This is a genomic window from Terribacillus sp. DMT04, assembly GCF_019056395.1.
GTDB classification, from domain to species: Bacteria; Bacillota; Bacilli; order Bacillales; family Amphibacillaceae; genus Terribacillus; species Terribacillus aidingensis_A.
Genome location: NZ_CP077639.1, coordinates 3,052,978 through 3,078,876 on the forward strand (window position 1 = coordinate 3,052,978; position 25,899 = coordinate 3,078,876).

The following is a 25,899-nucleotide window of genomic DNA, read 5'->3' on the forward strand; positions in this document are numbered from 1 at the left end:
ACCTCCTAGTATAAAAACCCTTCTTAACGAGCGCATTTCGCTCTGCCTCTCTTTAACGGTTACCTTTTCCCTAGATGAAGTCTTTCACAAAAGGTACTAACCTATCAAAATATCCATTTTATAGTGGTATTCTTTGAATTTTACACAAAAATTCTTTATTGTATCGACTAATGTTACGCAGAAGTTACATTTTGTAACACAATTCGCAGCAATATTGTACATAACGAGGAGGTTGCGACAATCTAGTTGATGAGTATCTCGATTTTGTTATCAGTCGTTTAACCCTGCATCAGCCAAACTACTAACGAAAGAAGGTAAAAGGATGGGCAAACAAAAGAACTATGACCACAAAAAGAATATGCAGCGAAAAAACAAACTGCGGATGGCAAAGCGCTCCTCCGCTCTTCTAACTGCTGCGGCAATCGTTGTCACTCCTTACGTATACGATTCTGAGCAAAAGGTGCTCAGCAAGTACACTGCTGAAGCTGCCGATATAGCTGTTCTGGGCAACCAAACGCTAGGTGCCACTTATCAAGACGGTGTGCTGACACTTCGACTTCGCGGGAATCAGTTAGCGAATATCGGTGCGATAAGCAATTACTCTCCTAACTTCCAACTGCCTGAAGAATTGTCTGGTCTATTGCAGAACCCTAATATTCGCAGCGCAACTACTATTAATTATTCCATTCCTTATGCGGGTGTAGGCGGTATTGCACTTAATCATACTGGTACAGTGCAAGGATCTAATATTACGTTCAACACTGCTACCAACTCATTTGGAGCAAATGTCCGACACACACTCGGACTTTCTGTAGCAAGCCCAACTACTTTTACAGCTCGTATTAACTTGCGCAGCTTAGGAATTACAGAACTTCCAACGGCACCTGACGGCCGGTTAGATTTCCGTGGTGTCACAACAGATTCTCTTATCGCTACGGTAGATCTGCTTAACAGAAGAGGTGCTGCGGCATCACTTGCGACAGGAATATCCGATACACAACCTCCGGAAGCTCCTGTTCTTAGCGCTGTGGATAGTGATGATACAACTTTATCTGGTACTGCTGAGGCAAATGCACAGATTAATATCACCTTGCCTGATGGTTCGACTGCCACTGCCACTGCCGATGCAAACGGCAACTGGTCAACTGCAATACCAGAACAAGCGCCAGGCGGAACTATTTCTGCCACTGCGACCGATGCAGCCGGTAATCAAAGTCCAGCTGGCACAACAACCGTGACAAATGCAGATACCGAAGCACCTGCAGCTCCGGAAATTGCACCGGTTGATAGCGATGATACTACTCTTTCCGGTACTGCAGAAGCTGAATCAACAATAACAATTACGCTTGCAGATGGAACTGTTATTAAAGCAGAAACCGATGCCAATGGTAATTGGTCGGCTGAGATTCCAGCACAAGAGCCGGATAGTGAGATTTCTGTCGTTGCAACGGATGCAGCTGGCAATCAAAGTAACCCTGGCACGGCTGTAGTAACAGATGTCGGCGGTGGCGCAGATACAGAACCGCCAGCTGCTCCCGTTATTGCACCAATTACCAATGAGGATACTACGTTAACAGGTACAGCTGAAGCAAATGCTGACATTGTCGTAACATTGCCTGATGGTACGACCTCCGAAACAACTGCGAATGCAGACGGCAACTGGGCTGTTGACATTCCAGCTCAAGAAGCAGGATCTGATATTTCTGCTATTGCAATCGACGAAGCTGGTAACGAGAGTGACGCTGGGACGGTTACAGTAACGAATGCAGATACTGATGCACCCGCCGCTCCGGAAATTACTCCAATTGATAACGACGATACAACTCTTTCTGGTACAGCGGAACCTAACACAACCATTTTCGTGACATTACCTGACGGTTCGGAGGCAGAAGCCGCTGCGGATGCAGACGGCAACTGGACAGTTGATATTCCAGCTCAAGAAGCAGGATCTGATATTTCTGCTATTGCAGTCGATGAGGCTGGTAACGAGAGTGGCGCTGGGACTGTTACAGTAACGAATGCAGATACTGATGCACCCGCCGCTCCGGAAATTAGTCCAATTGATAACGACGATACAACTCTTTCTGGTACGGCGGAACCAAACGCAACAATTATCGTGACATTGCCTGACGGTTCGGAAGCAGAAGCCGCTGCGGATGCAGACGGCAACTGGACAGTTGATATTCCTGCTCAAGAAGCAGGATCCGATATTTCTGCTATTGCAGTCGATGAGGCTGGTAACGAGAGTGACGCTGGGACTGTTACAGTAACGAATGCAGATACTGATGCACCCGCCGCTCCAGAAATTGACGCTATTGATAGCGATGACACGTCCCTTTCTGGTACAGCAGAACCGAATGCAGCGATTGATGTTACGTTGCCAGACGGGTCAGTTGTTGAAACGACTGCGGATGCTGACGGTAACTGGATGGTTGATATTCAAGCCCAAGATCCTGGCAATATCATTAACGTAACAGCCACGGATGATGCAGGAAATGAGAGTGCAGCGAGTACTGCAACTGTAACGAATGCAGATACAGAAGCACCGGCTGCTCCAGAAATTAATCCTGTTGATAGCAATGACAATTCTCTTTCTGGTACAGCAGAACCAAACACCGACATTGAACTTACATTTTCTGATGGTACAAAAGTAGAGACAAGAACAGACGCTGACGGTAACTGGGATATAGAAATTCCTGAACAAGAACCCGGCAGCGAGATTTCCGTTGTGGCAATTGATAATGCAGGAAACCAAAGTGATGCAAGCGTCGTGGTTGTAAATAATTATGATTCAGCCCCGCCAGCTGCTCCGGAAATCAATCCGATAAATAGCGATGATACATTCATTTCCGGTACGGGCGAAGCAAATGCAACCATTATCGTTACGCTTCCGGATGGAACTACAGTAGAAGCAATTGCCGATTCTGACGGCAATTGGAATGCAGAGATTCCGGCTCAGGAACCCGGCGATGAAATCTCAGCAATTGCAATCGATGAAGCTGGCAATGAAAGCGAATCCGAATCTGTTGTAGTAACAAACGCTGATGTTACTGCTCCTGCAGTACCTGATATCAATCCGATAGATAGCGATGATACTTCCCTATCTGGTTCAGCGGAAGCAAATTCTGACATTATCGTAACGCTGCCAGACGGAACGGAGGTAAAAACTACCGCGGATGCGGATGGCAACTGGACGGCTGAGATTCCAGTTCAAGATCCTGGCGCTGTGCTAACTGTTGCAGCTGTCGATGAAGCCGGAAACCAAAGCGACAGTGGTGCAATTCAAGTTACGAATGCAGATACAGAGGCACCAAATACACCTAATATTGACCCAGTAGACAGCGATGACACTTCTCTTTCCGGTACGGCAGAAGCGAATACAGATGTTATCGTAACGCTGCCGGATGGCTCTGCTGTTCGAACTACCGCGGATGCGAATGGTAACTGGTCGGTTGATATTCCGACTCAAGATCCTGGCAGTACGCTTTCAGTTGTAGCTGTTGATGATGCTGGCAATGTTAGCGGGAACGGAACAATTGCTGTCACAAACGCAGATATTACTGCTCCTGCAATTCCAGAAACCAACCCGGTAAACAGCGATGACACTTCTCTTTCCGGTACAACGGAAGAAAATGCGGACGTTATCGTAACGCTGCCTGATGGTTCTGCTGTTCGAACGACTGCGGATGCTGATGGCAACTGGACGGTTGACATTCCGGCTCAAGATCCTGGCAGTCAGATTTCTGTTGTGGCTGTTGATGAGGCTGGCAACGTAAGTGAAGCTGGAACAATTGCTGTCACAAACGCTGATATTACTGCTCCTGCAATTCCAGAAATTAACCCAGTAGACAGCGATGACCTCTCTCTTTCCGGTACGACGGAAGCGAATGCGGACGTTGTCGTAACGCTGCCGGATGGCTCTGCTGTTCGAACTACCGCAGATGCTGAAGGTAACTGGACGGTTGACATTCCGACTCAAGATCCTGGCAGTCAGATCTCTGTGGTGGCTGTTGATGAGGCTGGCAATACGAGTGAGGCTGGAACAATTGCTGTCACAAACGCTGATATTACTGCTCCTGCAATTCCAGAAATTAACCCAGTAGACAGCGATGACCTCTCTCTTTCCGGTACGACAGAAGCGAATGCGGACGTTATCGTAACACTACCTGATGGTTCTGCCGTTCGAACTACTGCGGATGCGGATGGTAACTGGACAGTTGACATTCCGGCTCAAGTTCCTGGCAGCACTCTTTCAGTTGTAGCTGTTGATAATGCTGGCAATGTTAGCGGGAACGGAACAATTGCTGTCACAAACGCAGATACAACTGCTCCGATAGTTCCTGAAATCAACCCAGTGGATAGCGACGATACTTCTCTTTCCGGTACGACGGAAGAAAATGCGGACGTTATCGTCACACTGCCGGATGGTACTGCTGTTCAAACTACCGCAGATGCCGAGGGTAACTGGGCCGTTGACATTCCGACTCAAGATCCTGGCAGCCAGATTTCCGTAGTGGCGATCGATGAGGCTGGCAATACGAGTGAGGCTGGAACAGCGGATGTTACCAATGCAGATGTAACCGCACCAGTTGTTCCAGAGATTAATGCAGTAGATAGCGACGACACTTCTCTTTCCGGTACGACGGAAGCAAATGCGGACGTTATCGTAACACTACCTGATGGTTCTGCTGTTCGAACTACTGCTGATGCTGACGGTAACTGGGCGGTTGACATTCCGGCTCAAGATCCTGGCAGCACTCTTTCAGTTGTAGCTGTTGATAATGCTGGCAATGTTAGCGGGAACGGAACAATTGCTGTCACAAACGCAGATACAACTGCTCCTGCAATTCCAGAAATTAACCCAGTAGACAGCGATGACCTCTCTCTTTCCGGTACGACGGAAGCAAACGCGGACGTTGTCGTAACGCTGCCTGATGGTTCTGCTGTTCAAACAACTGTGGATACTAACGGTAACTGGACGGTTGACATTCCGGCTCAAGATCCTGGCAGTCAGATTTCTGTTGTGGCTGTTGATGAGGCTGGCAATACGAGTGAATCTGGAACAATTGCTGTCACAAACGCTGATGTTACTGCTCCGATAGTTCCTGAAATCAACCCAGTGGATAGCGACGATACTTCTCTTTCCGGTACGACGGAAGCGAATGCGGACGTTATCGTAACGCTACCGGATGGTTCTGCTGTTCGAACTACTGCGGATGCTGATGGCAACTGGACGGTTGACATTCCGGCTCAAGATCCTGGCAGCCAGATCTCCGTTGTAGCTGTGGATGTGGCTGGCAATACGAGTAATTCTGAGACAGTCACCGTTACCAACGCAGATACCGAAGCACCAGCTGTACCTGAGATCAATTCAGTAGATAATGATGATACTTCTCTTTCCGGTACGACGGAAGCAAATGCTGATATCATCGTCACATTGCCAAATGGTTCTACTGTTAACACAACAGCTGACGCTGACGGTAACTGGTCAATTACTATATCGGCTCAAGAAGCAGGAAGTGTAGTCTCTGTTGTCGCAATTGACGAAGCAGGGAATGTGAGCGGCGCAAATACAGTTGAAGTAACGAATTCTGATACAACCGCTCCAGAAGCACCTGCAGTTAATCCTGTAAGCTCAGATGATACTTCTCTTTCCGGTACTGCAGAACCTAATGCAGATATCGTGGTTACGCTACCTGATGGTACGATAATAAATACAACTGCAGGTGTAAATGGAGAATGGACCGCTAGCATCCCTAACTTAGACGCTGATGAAACGATTTCAGTGGTAGCTGTTGATGATGCGCGTAATGTCAGTGAATCTGTCAGCATTACAGTGATGCCTGGTGCATCAGAAATTCCTGCACCTCCTGTAGCAGCACCTATTTCTGCAGGCGATAACTTCATCTTTGGTCTTTCTGGATTCGGGTCGTTTATTACGCTCTACTTGGCTGATGGTACGTTGATAGAAACTAGAGCAGATGACCAAGGGCAATGGTCTGCTGAAATTCCGCCACAAGAAGCAGGCAGTGAAATACAAATTGTTGAAACGGACGAGAATGGTAATTCAAGTGAACCTACAGTAATAACTGTTGGTGATGATACGGAAGCTCCACCTGCACCTATTGCTTTACCAGTATCTAATACGGATACTGCGCTGAGTGGTATTGCAGAACCTGAATCTACTATTGCGGTTACTTTACCAGATGGATCACAGCTAGAAACGACTACAGATAGTAACGGCAACTGGTCTGTCTCTATTCCAGTACAAGCTGCCGGTGACGAACTTACTATTGTTTCTTCAGATGCAGCAGGCAACCAAAGCGAAGCACAAGTTATTACGGTTACAGATGGTCTTGCACCAGAAAGTCCAGCTGTAGACCCTGTAACAGATATTGATACTTCTCTTTCTGGCAGTGCAGAACCTGATTCTACTGTTGTTGTCACACTTCCAGATGGTTCAACAGTGGAAACGACAGTAGGTGCAGACGGTAATTGGGAAACTGACATACCTGCTCAAAACCCCAATGAGGAAATTATCGTCATAGTGACAGATCCAGCTGGTAATACCAGTGACCCTGTCATTGTTCCGGTAGAAAACAGTGATACAGAAGCTCCAGCTACTCCTTCTGTTGACCCTGTCACAGATGAAGATGATACCATTTCTGGTGATGCTGAACCTGATTCTACAGTCGTTGTTACACTGCCAGGCGGTAATACAGTGGAAGCTCCAGTGGACGAAGACGGCAATTGGGAAGTTGATATTCCGACTCAAGAACCTGGCGACGACATTATTGTTGTCGTGACGGATCCAGCGGACAACACAAGCGATCCTGTCGTTGTTCCTGTTGAAGATGCAAATCAGGATACAGAGGCTCCGGATACTCCTTCTGTTGATCCTGTAACCGACGAAAATGAGACTGTTTCTGGTGATGCTGAGCCTGATTCCACAGTCGTTGTTACGCTGCCTGATGGCAATACAGTAGAAACTCCGGTAGATGAAGGCGGCAATTGGGAAGTAGAAATCCCGGCTCAGGAGCCTGGCGACGACATTATTGTTGTCGTAACGGATCCGGCTGATAACACAAGCAATCCTGTCGTTGTCCCTGTCGAAGATGCGAACCAGGATACGGAAGCTCCAGAGGTTCCTTCTGTTGATCCTGTCACAGATGAAAATGAGACCGTTTCTGGTGACGCTGAGCCTGACGCTACGGTTGTTGTTACACTGCCTGACGGTACTACGGTAGAAACTCCGGTAGATGAAGATGGTAACTGGGAAGTTGACATCCCAGCTCAGGAGCCTGGCGACGACATTATTGTTGTCGTAACGGATCCAGCGGACAACACAAGTGCTCCTGTCGTTGTTCCTGTCGAAGATGCAAATCAAGATACGGAAGCTCCAGTGGTTCCTTCTGTTGATCCTGTAACCGACGAAAATGATACCATTTCTGGGGATGCTGAGCCTGATTCTACAGTCGTTGTTACGCTGCCTGATGGCAATACAGTAGAAGCTCCAGTAGATGAAGATGGTAACTGGGAAGTTGATATTCCGACTCAGGAGCCTGGCGACGACATTATTGTTGTCGTGACGGATCCAGCGGACAACACAAGCGATCCTGTCGTTGTTCCTGTTGAAGATGCAAATCAGGATACAGAGGCTCCGGATACTCCTTCTGTTGATCCTGTCACAGATGAAAATGAGACCGTTTCTGGGGATGCTGAGCCTGATTCCACAGTCGTTGTTACGCTGCCTGATGGCAATACAGTAGAAGCTCCAGTAGACGAAAACGGCAATTGGGAAGTGGAAATCCCGGCTCAAGAACCTGGCGACGACATTATTGTTGTCGTGACCGATCCAGCGGACAACACAAGCGACCCTGTCGTTGTTCCTGTCGAAGATGCAAATCAGGATACAGAGGCTCCGGATACTCCTTCTGTTAATCCTGTAACCGACGAAAATGAGACCATTTCTGGTGATGCTGAACCTGATTCTACAGTCGTTGTTACACTGCCAGACGGTAATACAGTGGAAGCTCCAGTGGACGAAGACGGCAATTGGGAAGTTGACATCCCGGCTCAGGAGCCTGGCGACGACATTATTGTTGTCGTAACAGATCCGGCTGATAACGTTAGCGATCCTGTCGTTGTCCCTGTCGAAGATGCGAACCAGGATACGGAAGCTCCAGCTACTCCTTCTGTTGATCCTGTCACAGATGAAAATGATACCGTTTCTGGTGACGCTGAGCCTGACGCTACAGTTGTGGTTACACTGCCTGATGGTACTACGGTAGAAACTCCGGTAGATGAAGATGGTAACTGGGAAGTTGACATCCCGGCTCAGGAGCCTGGTGATGACATTATTGTTGTCGTGACGGATCCGGCTGATAACACAAGCGATCCTGTCGTTGTTCCTGTCGAAGATGCGAACCAGGATACAGAAGCTCCAGAGGTTCCTTCTGTTGACCCTGTCACAGATGAAGATGATACCGTTTCTGGTGACGCTGAGCCTGATTCTACGGTTGTGGTTACACTTCCTGATGGTACTACGGTAGAAACTCCGGTAGATGAAGATGGTAACTGGGAAGTTGATATCCCGGCTCAAGAACCTGGCGAGGACATTATTGTTGTCGTGACGGATCCAGCGGACAACACAAGTGATCCTGTCGTTGTTCCTGTTGAAGATGCGAACCAGGATACAGAAGCTCCGGATGCCCCTTCTGTTGACCCTGTCACAGATAATAATGAGACTATTTCTGGTGATGCTGAGCCTGACTCTACGGTTGTGGTTACGCTGCCTGATGGTACTACGGTAGAAACTCCGGTAGATGAAGACGGCAATTGGGAAGTGGAAATCCCGGCTCAGGAGCCTGGCGATGACATCATTGTTGTCGTAACGGATCCGGCTGATAACACAAGCGATCCTGTCGTTGTCCCTGTTGAAGAAGCAGATACAAATGCACCTGATGCTCCAACTGTGAATCCGATTGATGAAGAAGACACGTTAATTTCTGGAGATGCTGAACCTGACTCTACAATCGTTGTTACGCTGCCTGACGGTACTACAGCGGAAACACAAGTAGATAAAAATGGAAATTGGGAAATTAAGATTCCTTCTCAAGAATCTGGGGAAGAGATAACGGTAGTTGTAACGGATTCTGCGGGAAATGTAAGTGACCCAGTTGTTGTCACTGTAGATGAAAACGAGGCAGATACCTCTGACCCAATTACAGTGAATCCAATTGATGAAGATGAAGAGATAATTTCCGGGGGAGGCGTACCTGGTACCGAGGTTGTCGTTGTCCTTCCTAATGGGAATACAGAAGAAACAACAGTTGATGAAAATGGCAACTGGTCGGTTCCGGCTCCAGGATTAAATTCCGGAGAGGAAGTTACTGTCATTGGTGAAGATCAAGACGGTAACAAGACAGAGCCAGAAACAGTAACTGTTGGATCCGGCAATGGTTCACCTATAAATACAGACGGCTCCATGCAAGGAAATGGCGATTCTAGTAATCTCCTTCCTAGCGGGTCCTCTTATAATGGAAACCAGCTGCCGCAAACGTCCAACAATTTCTTCACATCTATTTTACTAGGAACTGGCGCGTTGTTTGCAGGAGCATTTTCTCTGCTTGCATCTCGCTTCAGAAGAAAAAAACAATAAGTAATGAACCTGGTAAGGGGAGTGGTTTTCACTCCTCTTACTCCTACATAAAGGAGGAAGCATCATGCAAATACAACCTTATTCTACAACTAAAATTCAAATGCAATTGGATTTAATAGAGACACAGCTGCATGCTCTTAAAGACAAGGTTTCCTCATCTGTACAAGCACATACATCCTACACATACATACTCTTCGCTTCCTTGGGGAAGCCGGATGCGCGGGCCGATGTCTGTATTTCCGGTCACCATCACTTCGATACAGCTGTGGCAAATCTGCTCAAACGAATCGATACACACAGCAAGAAAAACAATGTTATCTTTCCGTGGGTGAAGATTAATGCTGTCAGCCAAGTAAAACCTCTGGCTTTTCATATGCTCGAGAAGAAGACTGCTGTCTCAAAAGTTAGCAGCTTTCCATACGGCATTAGCTTTGAACAAGACTTTAGGCTTGCCTTCCTCAATCAAGAGATAAATGGCAACCGTTTTTTGCAAGAAACAAAAAGCACTGGATTAATGACTTGGAACGAGGAAGCAGTTAATACTTATCTGCTGAAGCGAGCTTGGAACCGACCTTTAAATCCATTTAAACTTTCCGACTACAAAGAGCAGACAGTCTACTTGTTCGATACCATATCCGTATTCATCGGAACAAATGCTGTAATTCCCCTTCAGCATGGAAGCCACAAAAATGGTATACGTACAGTCAGACATCTAGCTAATCATATTGACAAACTTATAGAATGCGGAACAAATCATCTTAAAAACCGGGTGCTATCTACCGGAAAGTTTGATTATGGTGTCTATGCAGCTTCGGCTGATTCTATTTCGGCTTATAATGTAATGCGGCATGCAGATGCAATTCACGCTTTAGCAGACGGGTATAGATGGAAGACACTTTTGCAGCAAGAAGACGCAACACTGCTGCAAAAGATAAAAGCAGCTTTGGATTATCTTCTGACTTTCCAAGTCGAAAAAGATAACCAAAGCACACTCATTCAAAGAGATTCGAAAAATCAGCTCTTTTCTCTCGGTGCGACAGCCGCTGCTATTATAGCGATTGCGGACTATGAATCTCTCACTGGAGATAACAGATATCGAGCGGTCGCACAAAGATTAGCAAATGGTATACTCGCACTCCAAAATAAAAGCGGCAGTTTCCTTAATATTACAGCAAAGCAGCACCAAGCTGGTTATGACGCAAAAGCAGTTTATGCGCTGCTGCGTTTATTTCAATTGGACAATCAGCCATTATGGCTGGAAAGAAGCAAGCTTGCTTTTGAACATTTTGTTAATCGAAGAGCACAGCCTGCACCAAACCACTGGTTAAGCTATGCAGTGTACGAGATGACAGGCATTATACCGGACCGGCGATACTTTAAGATGAAGCTCGACTCCATTGAAAAACGTATAGCTGCTATGAAAGGAAACACGCTGCCATCCCCTACTCACTTGCACATCTTAGTTTGTGCACGGATGCTGATTGATCGAATGCACCACAATCAACTAGGTCATCTGCTGCGCGGGTTTGATTTGAGACGTTTAGAAGAGACCATCCATTCCCGGGCAGATCAGCAGCGGAATGGATACTTTTATCCTGAGATAGCAATGTTTATGGAGAAACCTGGTTTAGTCGTAGGGAGTTTCTTTAATAGACAACAGCAATTTCGGGTGCGCATTGATGATTTGCAGCAGCATATTAGTGCTTATTGTTTGTATGCCAGCTACTACTTATCTGAAGAACCAGAACAGTCCCTTATTCCTTCCTAGGAGGTATGTAAGATGCTGAAATTAACTGGATATATTCTCTTGATCGTTGGCATCGTTTTTCTTTCGTTCACCGCATACAATTATGTTCAATCAGAAAAGGAAAGTGAAGAATTGTTAGCCGAAGCGACTAGTATGCTGGCTGAAGGAAATCAGGAAGGAACAACAGCTCAAGTGAACGCGGAGAAAGAACCGCGGAACAACTCAGATGAATCGGAGCAAGATAGTACAAAAACGATTTCCGATTCACTTAAAGAAGGTGACATTGTTGGTGTTCTGCGGATTCCTTCTATTAATCTAGAGGTTCCAATTTCGGAAGGGACGGATCCGCCAGAGCTTCGAGCCAGTGTGGGACATGTTCCGAGCAGCGGTTTACCTGGTCAAAGAGAACAAGTATTTTTAGCTGGTCATAATGATTCTACTTTCAAACGCGCAGGTGAGCTGGAAGATGGTGATGAATTAGTTATAGAAACCAGAAGCGGCACGTTCACTTACACCATGTCTGCCCATGAAATCGTCCATGAAACAGAAACAGATGTCATCACACCTGGTAATCGTGAGTCTTTAGTTTTAATGACCTGCTATCCATTTACCGGAATTGGCTCTCCGACAGAACGTTATCTTATCTACGCAAAGCCAAACTAAGAGCACAGCCAGCTGCTGTGCTCTTTATACGGATGCAAAAATTTCTTCCAATAATAAGGCAACTGCACCAAGCACTGTAGCCCGCTCTCTCAGTTCGCTAATAAGGATTTCCGTTCTGGTTGCTTCTTCAGTCAGCGCTCTCGCTTCTATCTCTTCTCTTAGCATCGGAAGAAGATATGCTGCACTTTGCATCACTCCGCCGCCCAATATAATGCGGTCAGGATTCAAAAGGTGAATCAAGTTAATCAATCCTATGCCTAATGTCCTGCCGGTTTCTTGCAGGACATTTATTGCTGTTTCCTCGCCCTTCAGAGCTGCCTGGTAAACAGCTTCGCCGCTTATCATTCCAGCTCGCTTGGCGATAGCCGGACCACTGGCAAAGGTCTGTAAACAGCCGCGATTTCCACATGCACATATTTCACCATTCAAATCTATCGACATATGACCGAATTCACCAGCAAGTCCTGCTGCTCCGCGAAGCAGCCTGCCCTGAATGATAATACCAGCGCCAATTCCGCTTCCTATATTAACTGCAACGATTGTATCACGTGTATCGTACTTGCCAAACCATGATTCACCAAGTGCCATGGCACGTGCATCGTTCTCCACTTTCACAGGTACACCAAATACCCTTTCCATTTCTTGCTTAATTGGTATATGATGCAGCTTTAAAATCGGGGCAACCTGTCCTATTCCAGCTTCCGCATCGACTACTCCGTGCATGGCTATGCCAATACCCAGGATATGCTCTTTTTTCACCGAATAACTTTCCAGTAAATAATCGACAGCTTGGGACAGCTGCATAAGAAATTCACGATTAGTATGTACGTCAAGTTTACTGGAAACAGTACCAATTACCTCACCAGTAAGGGTCGTCAGTATACAATCAACTGTTTCCGGTCCGGCATCCACTCCGATCACATACAATCCTTCCGTCTGAATACGGAGCATCTTCGGTTTCCGCCCACCACTGGAAGAACCAAGCGTACTTTCCACCACTAATCCTTGTTCCATCAATTCTTTGACGATTGTACTTACAGTTGGCGGTGTCAGCCCTGTCTCCTTGGCAATAGCAGCTCTTGATATGGGGGCCGCTAATCGGATTTTATTTAATATTAATGACCTATTTACTGTTTTCATTAATTGAAACGTACCACGCTGCATATGAACCGCTCCACTTTTTTGATACTCCGAGTATAGCATGTTTACGCTGACGCCAGCTTCTCACAAAAATCTCAGACCTCAATTACTTTTATCGTTTTCGCCGGATTGCCTCCAACTACCGTATTGGCAGGTACATCCTTCGTGACAACTGCTCCTGATGCAATGACGGCGTTATGTCCAATGGTTACGCCAGGATTGATAATGGCACGTCCGCCAATCCAGACATTATCCCCAATGGTTACCGGCTTGCCCAGCTCGTATCCGGAGTTACGCTCCACAGGATGAAGCGGGTGCGTTGCTGTGTAAATGTGCACACCTGGAGCAAGCATACAATTATCCCCCATTTTAATCTCACAAGTATCCAACATCACACAGTCAAAGTTCGCATAAAAGTTTTTCCCAAGATGAATGTTGTACCCGTAATCACAGCGAAAGGTAGGTTCAATGTATGCATCACTGCCTTTTGAAGAGCCAAAAATTTGCTCAAGTATCTCCGCTCGTTCTTCATGCTCATAGCTTGTCGAATTATTATAACGCCTAACTAGCTCCCGCATTTCCATACGCCTATCAGTTAATTCCTTATCAGAAGGTCGGTAAAGCTCACCAGCAACCATCTTTTCTCGTTCTGTCTTCATTTGCTCTCCCCCCTATTATTCTCACAGATTATGTATCTGATGTTATAAAACTCTTAAACGATGTTCATACTGTTTCTATTATATCGCAAAGGAGAATTACGATGCATACCGCCATAAAAATTGCACTACCTATTCTTTTAATACTCGTTGCCATTCTCTTCATCCTGCCAACCCAAGCAGATGCTAGCACTTCCCAAACGGGACAGACAACAGCAAACTTAAATATTAGAGCCGCTCCTACGACCGACGCTGCTATACTCGGAAAATTCCCGGCAGGTACACAGTTTCAGTATATTGATAGAGGTGATGGCTGGGGACAGATTACCATTCATAGTCAAACGGGATTTGTCAGTTTGGATTATGTAACATCTGTCCAAAAGCAGACAGCGCCAGCTCCGAAAGAATCATCCAAACCGGCTCACCACCCTATCCGGAAGATTATTATTGATCCCGGACACGGCGGGAAGGACCCTGGAGCCATTGGAAACGACACAGAAGAGAAATCTGTAGCATTATCTATCTCTAAGAGACTGCAGAATCAATTGCTTCATAACGGGTTTGATGTAAAAATGACACGCAGTGAAGATATCTTTATTCCATTAGCTGACCGCGCCAGCATATCAAATAACTGGGGAGCAGATATTTTTGTCAGTGTACATGCCAATAGTGCAACTACTTCCGCCGCACAAGGACTAGAATCATACTATTATGGGTCCAGCAACAGCGGGAAGCAGCTAGCTTCCAGCATTCAAACAGCTCTTGCAGCGAATACAGACAATGGAGACCGCGGCACACGCAGTTCTGACTTCTACGTATTACGGCACACATCAATGCCAGCTGTACTTGTAGAAACTGGATTCATCTCCAATCCAGCTGATGCCATTCTCCTAAAAGACACAGGATATCAGGACAAAGTTGCGAATTCAATCGCAGACGGTATTAAAAATTATGCAAGTTAAAACATACTAAGATTAGTGGGTAAGGTCATCGACGGATGACTTTGCCCACTATTTTTCTTTTTAGGAGTATAGTGAGAGGTGAAAGAAAGCTCGATCAGCCTCTGGGATCTTGAATCCGAATTTAAAACCGAGCTTCTTCACTTTCATTTCTGAATCAGATTTAAGTATGTTGGGGCCAATGGAGCTCGTGTATAGGAAATTGGAATCGAAATGAAAAAGTGAAGACCTTTCAAAACACGTGAGAGGAGATATAAATTGGAGTATGTAATTGCTTTAGATGTATCAATGGGGAAAAGCTATAAAGTCATTTATCAGGGTGAAATCTGTTTAGCTGAAGGGGAACTAAGACACACGCAGACAGGCTTTAACACCTTACTTGAGGAAATCCGGAATCTCCCTGGTGACCCGGTTCTTGTGTTTGAATCCACCGGCATTTATTCGAAACCAGTGGAAACCTTCTGTCAAAAGAATCAGTTACGTTATTGTCTGTTGAATCCCCTTGCGGCTAAAAAACAGCTCGAAATGGCTACTCTCCGAAGCTGGAAAACAGACAAAAATGATGCGCATAAATTAGCGCAAGCTCACCACCTGCACTCCAGGGAAGAAAAAGTTCAACAGCCCGACCTTTATCATCGACTCCGTGATTTTGCGCGTTTCTATCAAGAAATAGAGGGTGAGATAAAGCGTATGCGTATGTATCTGCACCATGCCCTTCAATTAAGTTTTCCGGAGCTGGAACAATTCTTCTCAAGCAGGATTACACCTTATGCCTTAACACTTATCAGTTTGTTCCCTCATCCTGTGCTTGTTTTGAAATCGAGCCAGACCAAGATAAAAAATCTATTGATTAGAAGTACCACTAAGAAAATTTCCGAAAATCGTGCAAAACAAAAGGCTGTTCAAATAATAGATTATGCCAAAGAATCCTATCCTGCAGTATCTCCAGATAGTATTCAAACCCAAAAAGTGCAGTACTATGCGCTCCAGCTACTTCAACTATTAGAGGAAAAAGAGAAAATTTCTAATCAAATGATTGATGGTTCAAAAGAACTGCCTGAGTTCGAGTTACTAACCAGCCTTCCAGGAATTGGAGAAATTAGCGCAGCGCTTTTTATCGGTGAATTTGGTGACTTGTCTCGCTTCCCAGATCATAAGAAAGTCAACGCTTTTGTAGGAATTGATATCCGAAGATATCAATCTGGAAAGTATCATGGCCAAGATCACATTAATAAACGAGGAAACCCTAAGGGAAGAAAAATATTATACTTCATTGTCCGAAACATGATCCGCCAACAAAAAGCAGCTCCCAATCACATTGTCGACTATTATTACAAACTAAAAAAGCAACCTGTACCCAAGAAGGATAAGGTTGCCACCGTAGCTTGCATGAACAAGCTTCTCAAATGTATTTATTCCATGATCAAGAATAATACATTGTACGATTACTCGTACACGGTCTCTATGGACCACTAACTTCATTGTATCACGAATTCTCCCTCGTTTTAAAAATAAATACAACGAGGTTTATTTCCTATACCCAAAAAAGGCTATAACCTATATTAAAAAGCTATGAATAAGTACTTGACTAAACGTAGGAAAGAGTATGAGACAAAACAAGATTAGTTCATCCTAAAAACGAACGATGACTAGATCCATACTTTTTCACACAGCCCTCTGACAGCTGCTTCTTTCCAAATCTAGCTGTTATCGTCGGACAAGAATGGCTTTTGAAGTAGATGCCCGACAAGAAAATCGCTTTTTATTTTCGAGGAGTCTACGTATTCTTTCTATACTAGTAAGGGTCCTCACAACAAGAATCAGCTAAGGGTCCTCACAACAAGAATCAGCGTAGGAAATACACGGAGACTCCCGCAGGAAAGCGGAGTGTATTTCCGAAGCGCTGCTCTCCTATTCGTTTACAATGCAAAAAATCCAAACAATACTGCTTTTAATTGCAGTATTGTTTGGATTTTTTTATATCTTAAACAATTATTTCCCAGACTCTTTACTCATACACACACTTCTTGTTTCGTATAATTGTATAATCAGGAAAGTAAGAGGAGGGAATAAGTTGAAGTATATAGTTGATTTTATTCTAGCTATAACACTTACCGGACTGTCTTATTACATAGGCAGCTTATTTTTTCAGCATGGATTACCAATCTGGCAGGCACTTACCATCGGTTTTGCTGTCGTCAGCTTGGGTGCTTTAACGGAGGCTTTCAGAGCACCTATCTGGCTTATTGTATTCGTTCCATTTCCGGTTGGAATGCTGCTATTATACGTATTCCTGCAAGTCACAATCCCAACTTGGTTCCTCACCTATGCGACAACACTTGCTTTATACACCATGATGCACATCCCAATGAGCTACTTCTTCCAATTTCATAGCTTAATTCCAGCTTGGAAGCTGTCATGACATGGAAAAGGAGTTTGCCCTCTTGACTCCTTTTCCAACAAGCCTTTTAACACACGCACCTATTTATTTCAAAGCCAGCAAATAGTAGCGAGATGCTTTTTCGAAATCTCGATGGTCTGTATAATATTTCGCGAACTGCTCTGCAAAATGACGTACTTTATGGTTATCATGAATGGACTGGAAATACTCAATTCCTTCCCGCCAAACGCCTTCAAGACTATCTTGATCCACATATTGTTTATGAAGCATGGCAAACATCCACTTATACGCATCATCATCACGTTCTTTGCTTAACGTAAAACCTTCTGCAAAATACTGCATAGCACGTTCTTTCAGACCAAGGCGAAAGCTGCAGTCGGTTACATAATAAAGACTCTTTATATAATAGTCTGGATGCTTGTAGTCCATCGATTGCTCCATATGGAGAATCGCCTTCTCAAGCTGATTTTGCTTAAAATAAAGTACACCAAGATTATGGTGCACGTATAACGGCAGCTTTAATTCAGACTGCGATGTATCGTGCTCTAATGACGCTTGAAACAGTTCTTCTGCTTTACGGAAGTTGGCTGATTCCATGTAATTCAACCCTTGGAGCAAGCGGCACTTAGCAACCTGTAAGTCTTGCTTGTAGCGTAAAGCTGCTTCAATTGCTTTATCCGCATTTAAGATCGAGAAGGCAGTCATATTCATATGGTAGTAAGTATTTGCCAACTTATAATAAAAATCAGATACTTCTCGATGATCAATTTGCCCTGATAAGAATGGCTCTGCACGTTCGTATTCGATAATAGCCTCTTGAAGATTGGTTTGCCTGTAAAGCAGCAGACCTTTAAAGAAATGATAATAATAAAGATTTTCGCTGGTGAGCGCAAATGCATCAGCAACACCTTCCAATAGTTGCTCGCCCTTTTCCAAGTTACCTTTCAGCGTCTCCAAGCGGGCATCGTACAGCATACTCCTTGCAAGCAGTTGCTCATCACGAATAACCATTTCCTGTTCAGCTATCTTAAGTCGGACATGCTCCGCAGCTTTTATCTGTTCTGACTTGATATTTTCATACAGATCATCAAGCAGCACGTTGAACGTTTCTGTTTGTTTCAAATCTGTCTGGTGCATTGGCTCACCCTCCTTCTTTTCTTAGGAATCATCGGTTGGTTAACGGTAATGTTTAGGAGTTAGAATGAAAAAAGACCCACCAGGTGGTGAATCGGATTATAACAGCTTTTTCCCGTATATTCGATATGCTTTACCATTCGGATAAAAGGCGTCTTTCAGCAATTCCCAACCATTCCGTTCATATAGACGAATTGCTCCGGTATTTTTCTCTCGAGTTGTCAAGACAGCTGTTGAATTTGAAACATCAGTAAGTAGCTGCATGAGCAGCGACGTTCCAATTCCTTGTCCGCGCAATGTTGGTGAGACTACTAACTCTACTAATTCAAAGCAATCTTCAAGCCAAGCGGATTTGCCATTCTCCTGCAGCGCCGAGTGCAATAAATCATGATAATATTGTCCCTGTTTCGAGATATATCCGTATACCAACCCCACTATATTGCCTTTTTCGTCTAGCTGTACGAGTCCGCAATATCCTGGATACGTACTATGGCGTTCAAAACGAGAGGCAATCGTCGTATCCTCCACTTGCCATGCATCTTGGTAAAATGCTGCCGCCGAAACAATTAGCGGAGAACCTATGGTTAAGTTTTTTATTGTCATCCGGCACACATCCGTTTCCTGTTTCTATCCATTATAAAGGAAACTTTAATCGGTGTGCACCTGTCTTTGCATGAATTCAGAACGTAAACTATACGCATAAACTTTTTTCTTTCTATATTTAAAGACATCTACTCTGTCTGCATAAGGGTATAGATAATAATACGCATTGATCGCTTCAATCTCAAATGGAATTCCTTCAGGAGCTGGCGGATAGTAATACTTTTCGAGAAAATTAGACTCGTTAAAAGCATCTACTAGACGCTGTTTCTCCTCATCCAGTAAGACTTCTTCACCTTTTTTAACGGAGACATCATATGATAAGGATGGGTGAAGCTGAAATCGTTTGCCTATTCTTTCAACAACAGCACTCGGTGCAGAAGCAGCCAAAATCTTAATCAGACTGGCAACAATCAATACAACAATAAAAACCCAAGACATATGCTCGCCTCAATTCCATTTAATCCTGCTTATAATACCATATTTCCTGCCACTTTCACTGATACAATTTTGACAAGTAATTGACAGATACGTCTTTGGTTCTATTCCAACAGCCAGCAGCTGCGCTTATACTGGAAAAAGGAGGTAAACAATCTTGAAAACTTCTAAAACCTTAACAAGTATTGCACTCACATTATTGCTTCTAACTTTTATCGGGAGTCTCGTATTCACCATCACACTGCCGCAGAACGATTCTATGAAACAAGCCGTGACGACATTTTTAGAAAATGATCCGAAATATCAGCGACAGCTGGACACAGGCGAAGCGCCGTCGATTTCACTCAGCGACATGGCAGCGGAAACACTGGGTGTACTGCAATTTTTCTTCGTCATCCCTACAGTTTATATCGCCATTATTTGTTTCATTGTATTGGTTGGTTTCTTGTTAATCTCTAAGAAACCGGCCGCAGCTCGCTTTACTTTATTTAGCGCAGCAATTCTATCTTTACTAACCATTATTGTCCCTATCTTATTGTTTATTGCCGGCGGGAAGCTTAGAACCCGGCCAGCATAAGAAAATCTCCTCCCGAACAGGAGGAGATTTCTCTTCATCTTATTTTCTAATCCGAGACACTAGTAGTCCAAGCAAACCTCCTAAGATAGAAGGCACAAGCCATCCAAGACCCACATCATAAAAAGGCAATATCTTCATGAAAAGATTATTTACTGCTGTAACTTGCAGACCAGCCTCATTTAATCCGTCAAAGAAACTCACACAAAATGTCAGCACAAGACTGCCGATGTATACGCCTCTTCTCCCTTTAAATAGCGAATGAAGGAATGTTAGGAACACAAGGCTGATCGTAATCGGGTAGATTGCCATCAATACTGGAACAGAAATGGAAATCAGTTGTGTAAGCCCAACCATCGAAACAATCGCACTAAAGATAGACAGGATAACTGCGAAAGTCTTATAAGAAATACGTGGCATTAACTCATGAAAGAAAGTTGAACATGATGTAATTAAACCAACACTCGTTGTGAGACAGGCTACTGTAATCATTAGCCCAAGGAAGATTTGTCCCCAAGAGCCAAAGTAATGGTTAGAAACATCAGCCAGAATTTCGGCCCCATTATCCAGATAACCAAGCTCATTGACACTGGAAGCCCCCATAAAAGCAAGTGCTGTATAAATTACACCAAGAACAACTGCTGCCAGGCCAGTTGCTAGTAAGCAAACCTTCATTACCGTTGCTTTTTTTGTTATGCCTTTACCTTTAAGTGCATTAACGATAATAATCCCGAAAACACATGCTACAAGCGCATCAAGTGTTAAATAACCTTCTTGGAATCCATTAAAGAAAGCATTGCTCGCATACTCACTTGTCGGTGCCTTGATTTTCCCGATTGGATATATGATTGCAACTAGCACAAGCAAGCCAATAAACGTCAGCTTGATTGGTGTTAAGAATTTACCAATTATATCAATAATCTTCGTCGGGTTTAAGGACAATAAACACGTTATCAAAAAGAAGATAATTGAGAAAACAATTAATGGAAACGGCCCAGTATCTGCAGACAAAAATGGCTGCTTCAAGCCAATCTCATAAGATACATTCCCCGCACGCGGAATTGCGAAAAACGGACCGATAGCAAGATACAAAATAACCGTATAAACAATTCCGAAAACCGGATGTACTCTGCTGGATAAGGACATAAGATCTTTCTCACCAGAGAAAACAAAAGCAATTATACCAATTAAAGGCAGTCCAACACCCGTTACAAGAAACCCTGCATTTGCTACCCATATATTTTCACCAGCTTGCTGCCCTAGCATTGGTGGAAAAATTAAATTCCCTGCTCCAAAGAATAAAGCAAAAAGCATCAAGCCAAGCATGATTGTAAATTTACCTGGTACCTTCTGTGACACACAAAAACCTCCAACTAACTATTCGAAAAGTCTGATAAATAACGTAAAAATAGTCTGACTTTTGTCAGATTTTCTGACACAATAGAAGCTAGTATAATACTGAATAAGGTAACATTCAAGGAGTTTTTTTAAAAGGAATTCTATGCAAAAAATCCTCAATTTTATATTTATGCATAATGAGGCTCGGCCAGCTGATAAGCGTTTCTTCGTTGAACCTGCATATTCTTTTTTTGGAAACAGTATGGTCTATTTCCTGTTATTCTAATCTATAGGACGTTGAGTTATTTCATTTCGATTGAATAGATTGGATGAAAATCACAGTAAATGCTTACGTTCAAAATGAACAATTCAATCGAAAATTCCGAACAATTGTGAATTTTATATCAGAATTGTTCGAACTTACTATAAAGTCAAAGCACTATTGTTTTGTATATTTTCTATAATGCTTTTATGAACCTGACAAGTATCAAAATAGCCATTATCCATATCAGTACCGCTGATACTCGATTGAGTACTACAATCATCTTACCCTGGGTATCCAATCGTCCGACCAGTCTCCCCGCGGCAGCTAATCCAATGAACCATAACCACGACACAAGGATACAAGCAATCGTAAACGTCCATTTTTCTGTCCCGGTGTATGCCAATGAACTCGTTCCAATAACACCAATAATATCTAAAATAGCATGTGGATTTAATAAGGAGACTGATGCAGCAAAAGCGATCTGCTTACGAGGTGGAAAGCGTTCTTCTCCAGTTCGAGTATTGTTCGGAGCTGCCTTCCATACGCTATATCCGATATAAAGAAGAAAACATGACCCTACTCCGTACAATACAACTTGAATCCACGGTATACTCCATACAAGTACAGAAATTCCACTGACTGCTATGGAGATCATCACTGTATCTGCCATACCCGCTGTAATTACGGCAGGTAATGTAGAAATCCATCGCTTTTGAATAATCCCTCGGTTGAATAAAAATACATTTTGACCCCCAAGAGGTAAGATGAGTCCGAATGCCAGAAGCACGCCGTGTGAATTAGACATGAATGACTTGATAAGAGAACGGATTCTCTTGACCATAAAGAATTATGTGTTATAGCAAATAACGGATGATTTTCAAGCCTACTTTTCCATGTTTTTCTTTGCTAACCTAGTAACCCACTTTAATTTATGGAGGATAATTTATGTCTAGAGAAAGCTACCGTTACTTCATTCACAACTACTCCCACCGCCATACAGATCCCGGACATATCAGAGAATTGGATTATGAAGAAATGCTGTTAGATCAACCCTTTTCTTCCATTCCTACCGTACAATGCACAGATAGAACCGATTATATTAGTGATTTTTGGGGTGCTGCTCTTGGCAGCGAAGCTCTCTTTCTTTTGTTTCATATATCTAAGGCACTAAAGTCAGACAAGCAGAAACCACAGCCTGTTAATCTGCAACTGTTGGCTGAGAAAACACGAATAAAAATTGAGCATTTACATCAGCAATTGCGGTTTTTAGAGATGTATGGATTCGTCCGAATGTATGAGCGATTTGCCTCATCCGATCCAAGTTTGCCAATCGTTCCTGTATTTCGAGCTAATGACCATACGCCTTTGCTTCCGGAACATCTGCTTGAAGAATTACCAATCTCTCTGCAGCTTTTACATGAGAGAGCTCTATTAGACGTCAGCACAGAATCAGACATATCATCTGGTACCAGCCTCTCACTTCCACTACAGGAAGATTTTACTCCTATGCAGCTGCAGCAAGAAAAGAAATTGAAACAAGCACTGAAAGATCAATTATCTCAGCCAGTATATTCAACCTGGTTTGAGAGTACTAGATTCCTTGAAAAGGATAATCATCTATTTGTTATAACCAGCAATGAATTCGCAAAATACTGGCTGGAGTCAACACATGCAAAATTAATTGCCTCCTGCGCTCCCGGATATATAATCTGGTTTCGTACCAAAGACGAAAAAGATACATTTTCCCAAACATAAAAAAGGCTGCTTAGTCGCAGCCTTTCCTTATAATAAAGCTACTTATATCAGTCCTTTCAAGAGATATTCCTCCACAACAGCAATTGTGTTTCCAATAATGTGACTGATATATTTACAGCTAGAATGATATGCTCGTACCTTTGTTTATGCACTGTCTGAATAGTTAGCGTATACGATAACCGCAGCAGATTTTATCTAGTTCTTCAAAAATGCCGCCTTCAAAGGCAACTTATTCTGCTTTTAAATACCATGTATAACTTACAAAGTCCCCTTGAAGTGTTGCTGGCACTCTAATTCCGCTATATTCCAGTTCTTCTCCGCTATACACTTCATCCGTTCCCTGCACAGCATAATCCTTTAATAGATCAAGCCCTTTCATTCGCAGCACAGCAAGCGGGGCGGCCGGTTCTGCAAGCACTCGGTAATAACAGACATAGGCCTCCGTTTTATCTTCCGTGACAAACATCCAAGCTGTCTCATTTCCGTCAAAGGGACTTTTCAAGCGATAAAAGTTTCCAAATTGTACAAGACTCCGAATTTCCTTATAAAATGCTATTTGCTGGCTGACTACTTGCTTCTCTTCTTCACTAAGTTTGGTAAGATCCAATTCGTAACCGAGATTGCCAGCCATCGCTACATCGCCGCGCATCGTTAACGAAGTAAAACGGTGTACTTGGTGATTTGGCACATCGGATACGTGGGATGCCATTGATGCAACTGGATATAGCAGGCTGGTGGCATATTGAATTTTAAGCCGGGATACTGCATCAGTATTATCACTCGTCCACGTTTGCGGCATATAATACAAAATGCCCGGATCATAACGTCCGCCCCCACCGGAACAGCTTTCAAATAAGATATGCGGAAAACGAGAGGTGAGCGTCTCCATCACTTCATAAACACCAAGTATGTGTCGATGTGCTGTTTCTCGCTGCCGTTCAGCAGGAAGAGCTGCCGATCCTACTTCTGATAAATGACGGTTCATATCCCACTTTACGTAACTAATCGGTGCGCTGCCAAGAATATCAGATACGCGCTTGATGATCTCCTTTCGAACATCCGCCCGGGAAAAATCAAGGACAAGCTGATCACGACTTTCTGTTCGGTAGCGATCCGGAATATGCAAACACCAATCCGGATGCTCGCGGTACAGCTCACTGTCTACTGATACCATCTCTGGTTCAAGCCAAAGACCAAATTGCATTCCAAAATCATTCACCCGTTTCGCTATGTCTTCCAACCCATTCGGCAGCTTCTTTTTATCAACAAACCAGTCTCCTAGAGAAGTAGAATCAGAGTTTCGGTTCTGGAACCAGCCGTCATCCAGTACGAACAATTCCAATCCTAGCTCACTGCCTGCTTTCGCGATTTGCTCTATTTTATCGGCATTAAAATCAAAATACGTTGCTTCCCAGTTATTGATAAGAATTGGCCGTTCCTTATCTTTGTGTTCCCCTCTTACAAGGTGCTGTTGATAAAAGTGATGCAGCGTATCAGACATACTGCCAAGACCATCCGAGGAATAGACGAGGACAGCTTCAGGCGTTTGAAAGGTTTCTTCAGGTTCTAGCAGCCAGGAGAAATCAAATGGATTAATTCCGAGTGTGACACGCGTGGTTGCAAATTGATCAACTTCCGCCTGTGCTAGAAAGTTTCCGCTGTAAACCAAGTGAAAGCCGAATACTTCCCCGTGATCCTCTGTTGTGTGCTTTTCCATTAACCCGATAAATGGATGCTGCTGGTGGCTGCTCGCTCCACGTGTACTTTCAGCAGATTGTATACCTGACTGCAAAGGCCGTTTCTCCATATGTCGCTCTTTCCCCCACGCACCAGGAAATGTCAGCATATCAAAGTCAGATCGGCGAAAATCAACACTAACACTGGCGGCCTGCAGCAGTTTTAGCTTTTGTTTGCCTTTGTTACGAAACTGAACGGATCTTGTTACCACATCATAGTTGCTGAAGACGGTATACAATAACAGAACTTCCAAGTTTAAATGTTCATCCTGCATCACAAGTTCCAGCGTTTCAGCATCTGCTTGACCCGCATAGGTCGCTGGCAGTGCTGTAAGCTTTGGTTTGCCGTTATATATACGATGTGATTTGTACCGCAAATCAGTTACAGTTGATCCATTATCCAATTGAATATGATAAGCCGGCTTCCGGAAATCTGAGTTACCATACTGTGGATATTCCTGAGGCAGGTTATCTAAAGAAAACGTTCGGTCACGATAATAAGGATTCGGGGAAAAGGAACGATCTATGTACTGCTGGCGATTGCTATTTCGAAACTGCCGAATCTTTCTCCCCCAATACTGGTGGGTTACATAGCCATCCCGCTCCAGCTGTATGACATAACTAGTTGCTTTTCCTTGCAAGTGAAAAATACGCTGTGTCTTATCGAATTGAATCCCCATTAACTGAATACCCCCTCAGGCTTTATTCTATAATCTGTCTGGCGTTTATAATTGTTATTATTCTTTATATAAAGCATCTTATTCTAACAAGCTAAGCCTAGCAAAGAAAGCGCTATCAATCAAGAAAAAGAATAAGAAGGCTATTCTATGAA

General features: G+C 43.9%; 16 protein-coding genes. 8 read left to right on the top strand and 8 right to left on the bottom strand.

What is annotated here, in order from left to right; all coding sequences use genetic code 11:
* The first annotated feature begins 322 nt into the window (after positions 1-322).
* The 3 genes from KS242_RS15770 to KS242_RS15780 all read left to right on the top strand — a co-directional run bounded on the left by KS242_RS15770 (position 323) and on the right by KS242_RS15780 (position 12,071).
* The gene (locus tag KS242_RS15770; protein WP_217322208.1) at positions 323-9,661 is read left to right on the top strand and encodes an Ig-like domain-containing protein; all 9,339 of its coding nucleotides are present in this window, start codon (positions 323-325) and stop codon (positions 9,659-9,661) included.
* Positions 9,662-9,725: 64 nt separating this feature from the next.
* Entirely contained in the window at positions 9,726-11,429 is a 1,704-nt protein-coding gene (locus KS242_RS15775) for a YyaL domain-containing protein (RefSeq protein ID WP_217322209.1), read from the top strand.
* Positions 11,430-11,441: 12 nt separating this feature from the next.
* Positions 11,442-12,071: a class D sortase gene (locus KS242_RS15780; protein WP_217322210.1), complete on the top strand. Its 630-nt coding sequence runs from the start codon at positions 11,442-11,444 to the stop codon at positions 12,069-12,071.
* A gap of 24 nt (positions 12,072-12,095) precedes the next feature.
* Here KS242_RS15780 and KS242_RS15785 read toward each other — a convergent pair whose 3' ends face one another.
* Both KS242_RS15785 and maa read right to left on the bottom strand, forming a co-directional pair.
* Complete coding sequence (locus KS242_RS15785) at positions 12,096-13,235, bottom strand: ROK family transcriptional regulator (protein ID WP_217322211.1); 1,140 nt, start codon at positions 13,233-13,235, stop codon at positions 12,096-12,098.
* A 71-nt stretch (positions 13,236-13,306) separates the two neighbouring features.
* Positions 13,307-13,870 carry a maltose O-acetyltransferase gene (gene maa / locus KS242_RS15790; protein ID WP_217322212.1) on the bottom strand — a complete coding sequence of 188 codons (564 nt, stop codon included), beginning with the start codon at positions 13,868-13,870 and terminating at the stop codon, positions 13,307-13,309.
* 101 nt (positions 13,871-13,971) lie between these two features.
* On the opposite strand from maa, the gene KS242_RS15795 reads away from it, so the two are divergent.
* From KS242_RS15795 to KS242_RS15805, 3 genes are all read left to right on the top strand, one after another.
* The gene (locus KS242_RS15795) at positions 13,972-14,829 is read left to right on the top strand and encodes an N-acetylmuramoyl-L-alanine amidase (RefSeq protein WP_217322213.1); all 858 of its coding nucleotides are present in this window, start codon (positions 13,972-13,974) and stop codon (positions 14,827-14,829) included.
* Between the two features lie 255 nt (positions 14,830-15,084).
* On the top strand, positions 15,085-16,302 hold the full coding sequence (locus tag KS242_RS15800) for an IS110 family RNA-guided transposase (RefSeq protein ID WP_217322214.1): 1,218 nt from the start codon (positions 15,085-15,087) through the stop codon (positions 16,300-16,302).
* Positions 16,303-16,900: 598 nt separating this feature from the next.
* Positions 16,901-17,248 carry a hypothetical protein gene (locus KS242_RS15805; RefSeq protein WP_217322215.1) on the top strand — a complete coding sequence of 116 codons (348 nt, stop codon included), beginning with the start codon at positions 16,901-16,903 and terminating at the stop codon, positions 17,246-17,248.
* A 63-nt stretch (positions 17,249-17,311) separates the two neighbouring features.
* On the opposite strand, the gene KS242_RS15810 is transcribed toward KS242_RS15805, so the two are convergent.
* The 3 genes from KS242_RS15810 to KS242_RS15820 all read right to left on the bottom strand — a co-directional run bounded on the left by KS242_RS15810 (position 17,312) and on the right by KS242_RS15820 (position 19,402).
* Positions 17,312-18,364, bottom strand: a complete 1,053-nt coding sequence (locus KS242_RS15810) for a tetratricopeptide repeat protein (RefSeq protein ID WP_217322216.1) — start codon at positions 18,362-18,364, stop codon at positions 17,312-17,314.
* 96 nt (positions 18,365-18,460) lie between these two features.
* The gene (locus KS242_RS15815; protein ID WP_217322217.1) at positions 18,461-18,964 is read right to left on the bottom strand and encodes a GNAT family N-acetyltransferase; all 504 of its coding nucleotides are present in this window, start codon (positions 18,962-18,964) and stop codon (positions 18,461-18,463) included.
* Positions 18,965-19,009: 45 nt separating this feature from the next.
* On the bottom strand, positions 19,010-19,402 hold the full coding sequence (locus KS242_RS15820) for a YfmQ family protein (RefSeq protein WP_217322218.1): 393 nt from the start codon (positions 19,400-19,402) through the stop codon (positions 19,010-19,012).
* Between the two features lie 154 nt (positions 19,403-19,556).
* Between KS242_RS15820 and KS242_RS15825 the strand changes: the two genes are divergently transcribed.
* Positions 19,557-19,976: a DUF4064 domain-containing protein gene (locus KS242_RS15825; RefSeq protein WP_217322219.1), complete on the top strand. Its 420-nt coding sequence runs from the start codon at positions 19,557-19,559 to the stop codon at positions 19,974-19,976.
* Between the two features lie 39 nt (positions 19,977-20,015).
* Here KS242_RS15825 and brnQ read toward each other — a convergent pair whose 3' ends face one another.
* A complete protein-coding gene (gene brnQ / locus KS242_RS15830; RefSeq protein ID WP_217322220.1) occupies positions 20,016-21,332 on the bottom strand; it encodes a branched-chain amino acid transport system II carrier protein in 1,317 nt (438 codons plus the stop codon).
* A gap of 437 nt (positions 21,333-21,769) precedes the next feature.
* A complete protein-coding gene (locus KS242_RS15835) occupies positions 21,770-22,381 on the bottom strand; it encodes a LysE/ArgO family amino acid transporter (protein WP_254391738.1) in 612 nt (203 codons plus the stop codon).
* Between the two features lie 140 nt (positions 22,382-22,521).
* On the opposite strand from KS242_RS15835, the gene KS242_RS15840 reads away from it, so the two are divergent.
* Positions 22,522-23,331: a DnaA N-terminal domain-containing protein gene (locus KS242_RS15840; RefSeq protein WP_217322222.1), complete on the top strand. Its 810-nt coding sequence runs from the start codon at positions 22,522-22,524 to the stop codon at positions 23,329-23,331.
* Positions 23,332-23,560: 229 nt separating this feature from the next.
* Here the strand turns inward: KS242_RS15840 and KS242_RS15845 are convergent, their stop codons facing one another.
* Entirely contained in the window at positions 23,561-25,747 is a 2,187-nt protein-coding gene (locus KS242_RS15845) for an alpha-galactosidase (protein WP_217322223.1), read from the bottom strand.
* Positions 25,748-25,899: the final 152 nt, after the last annotated feature.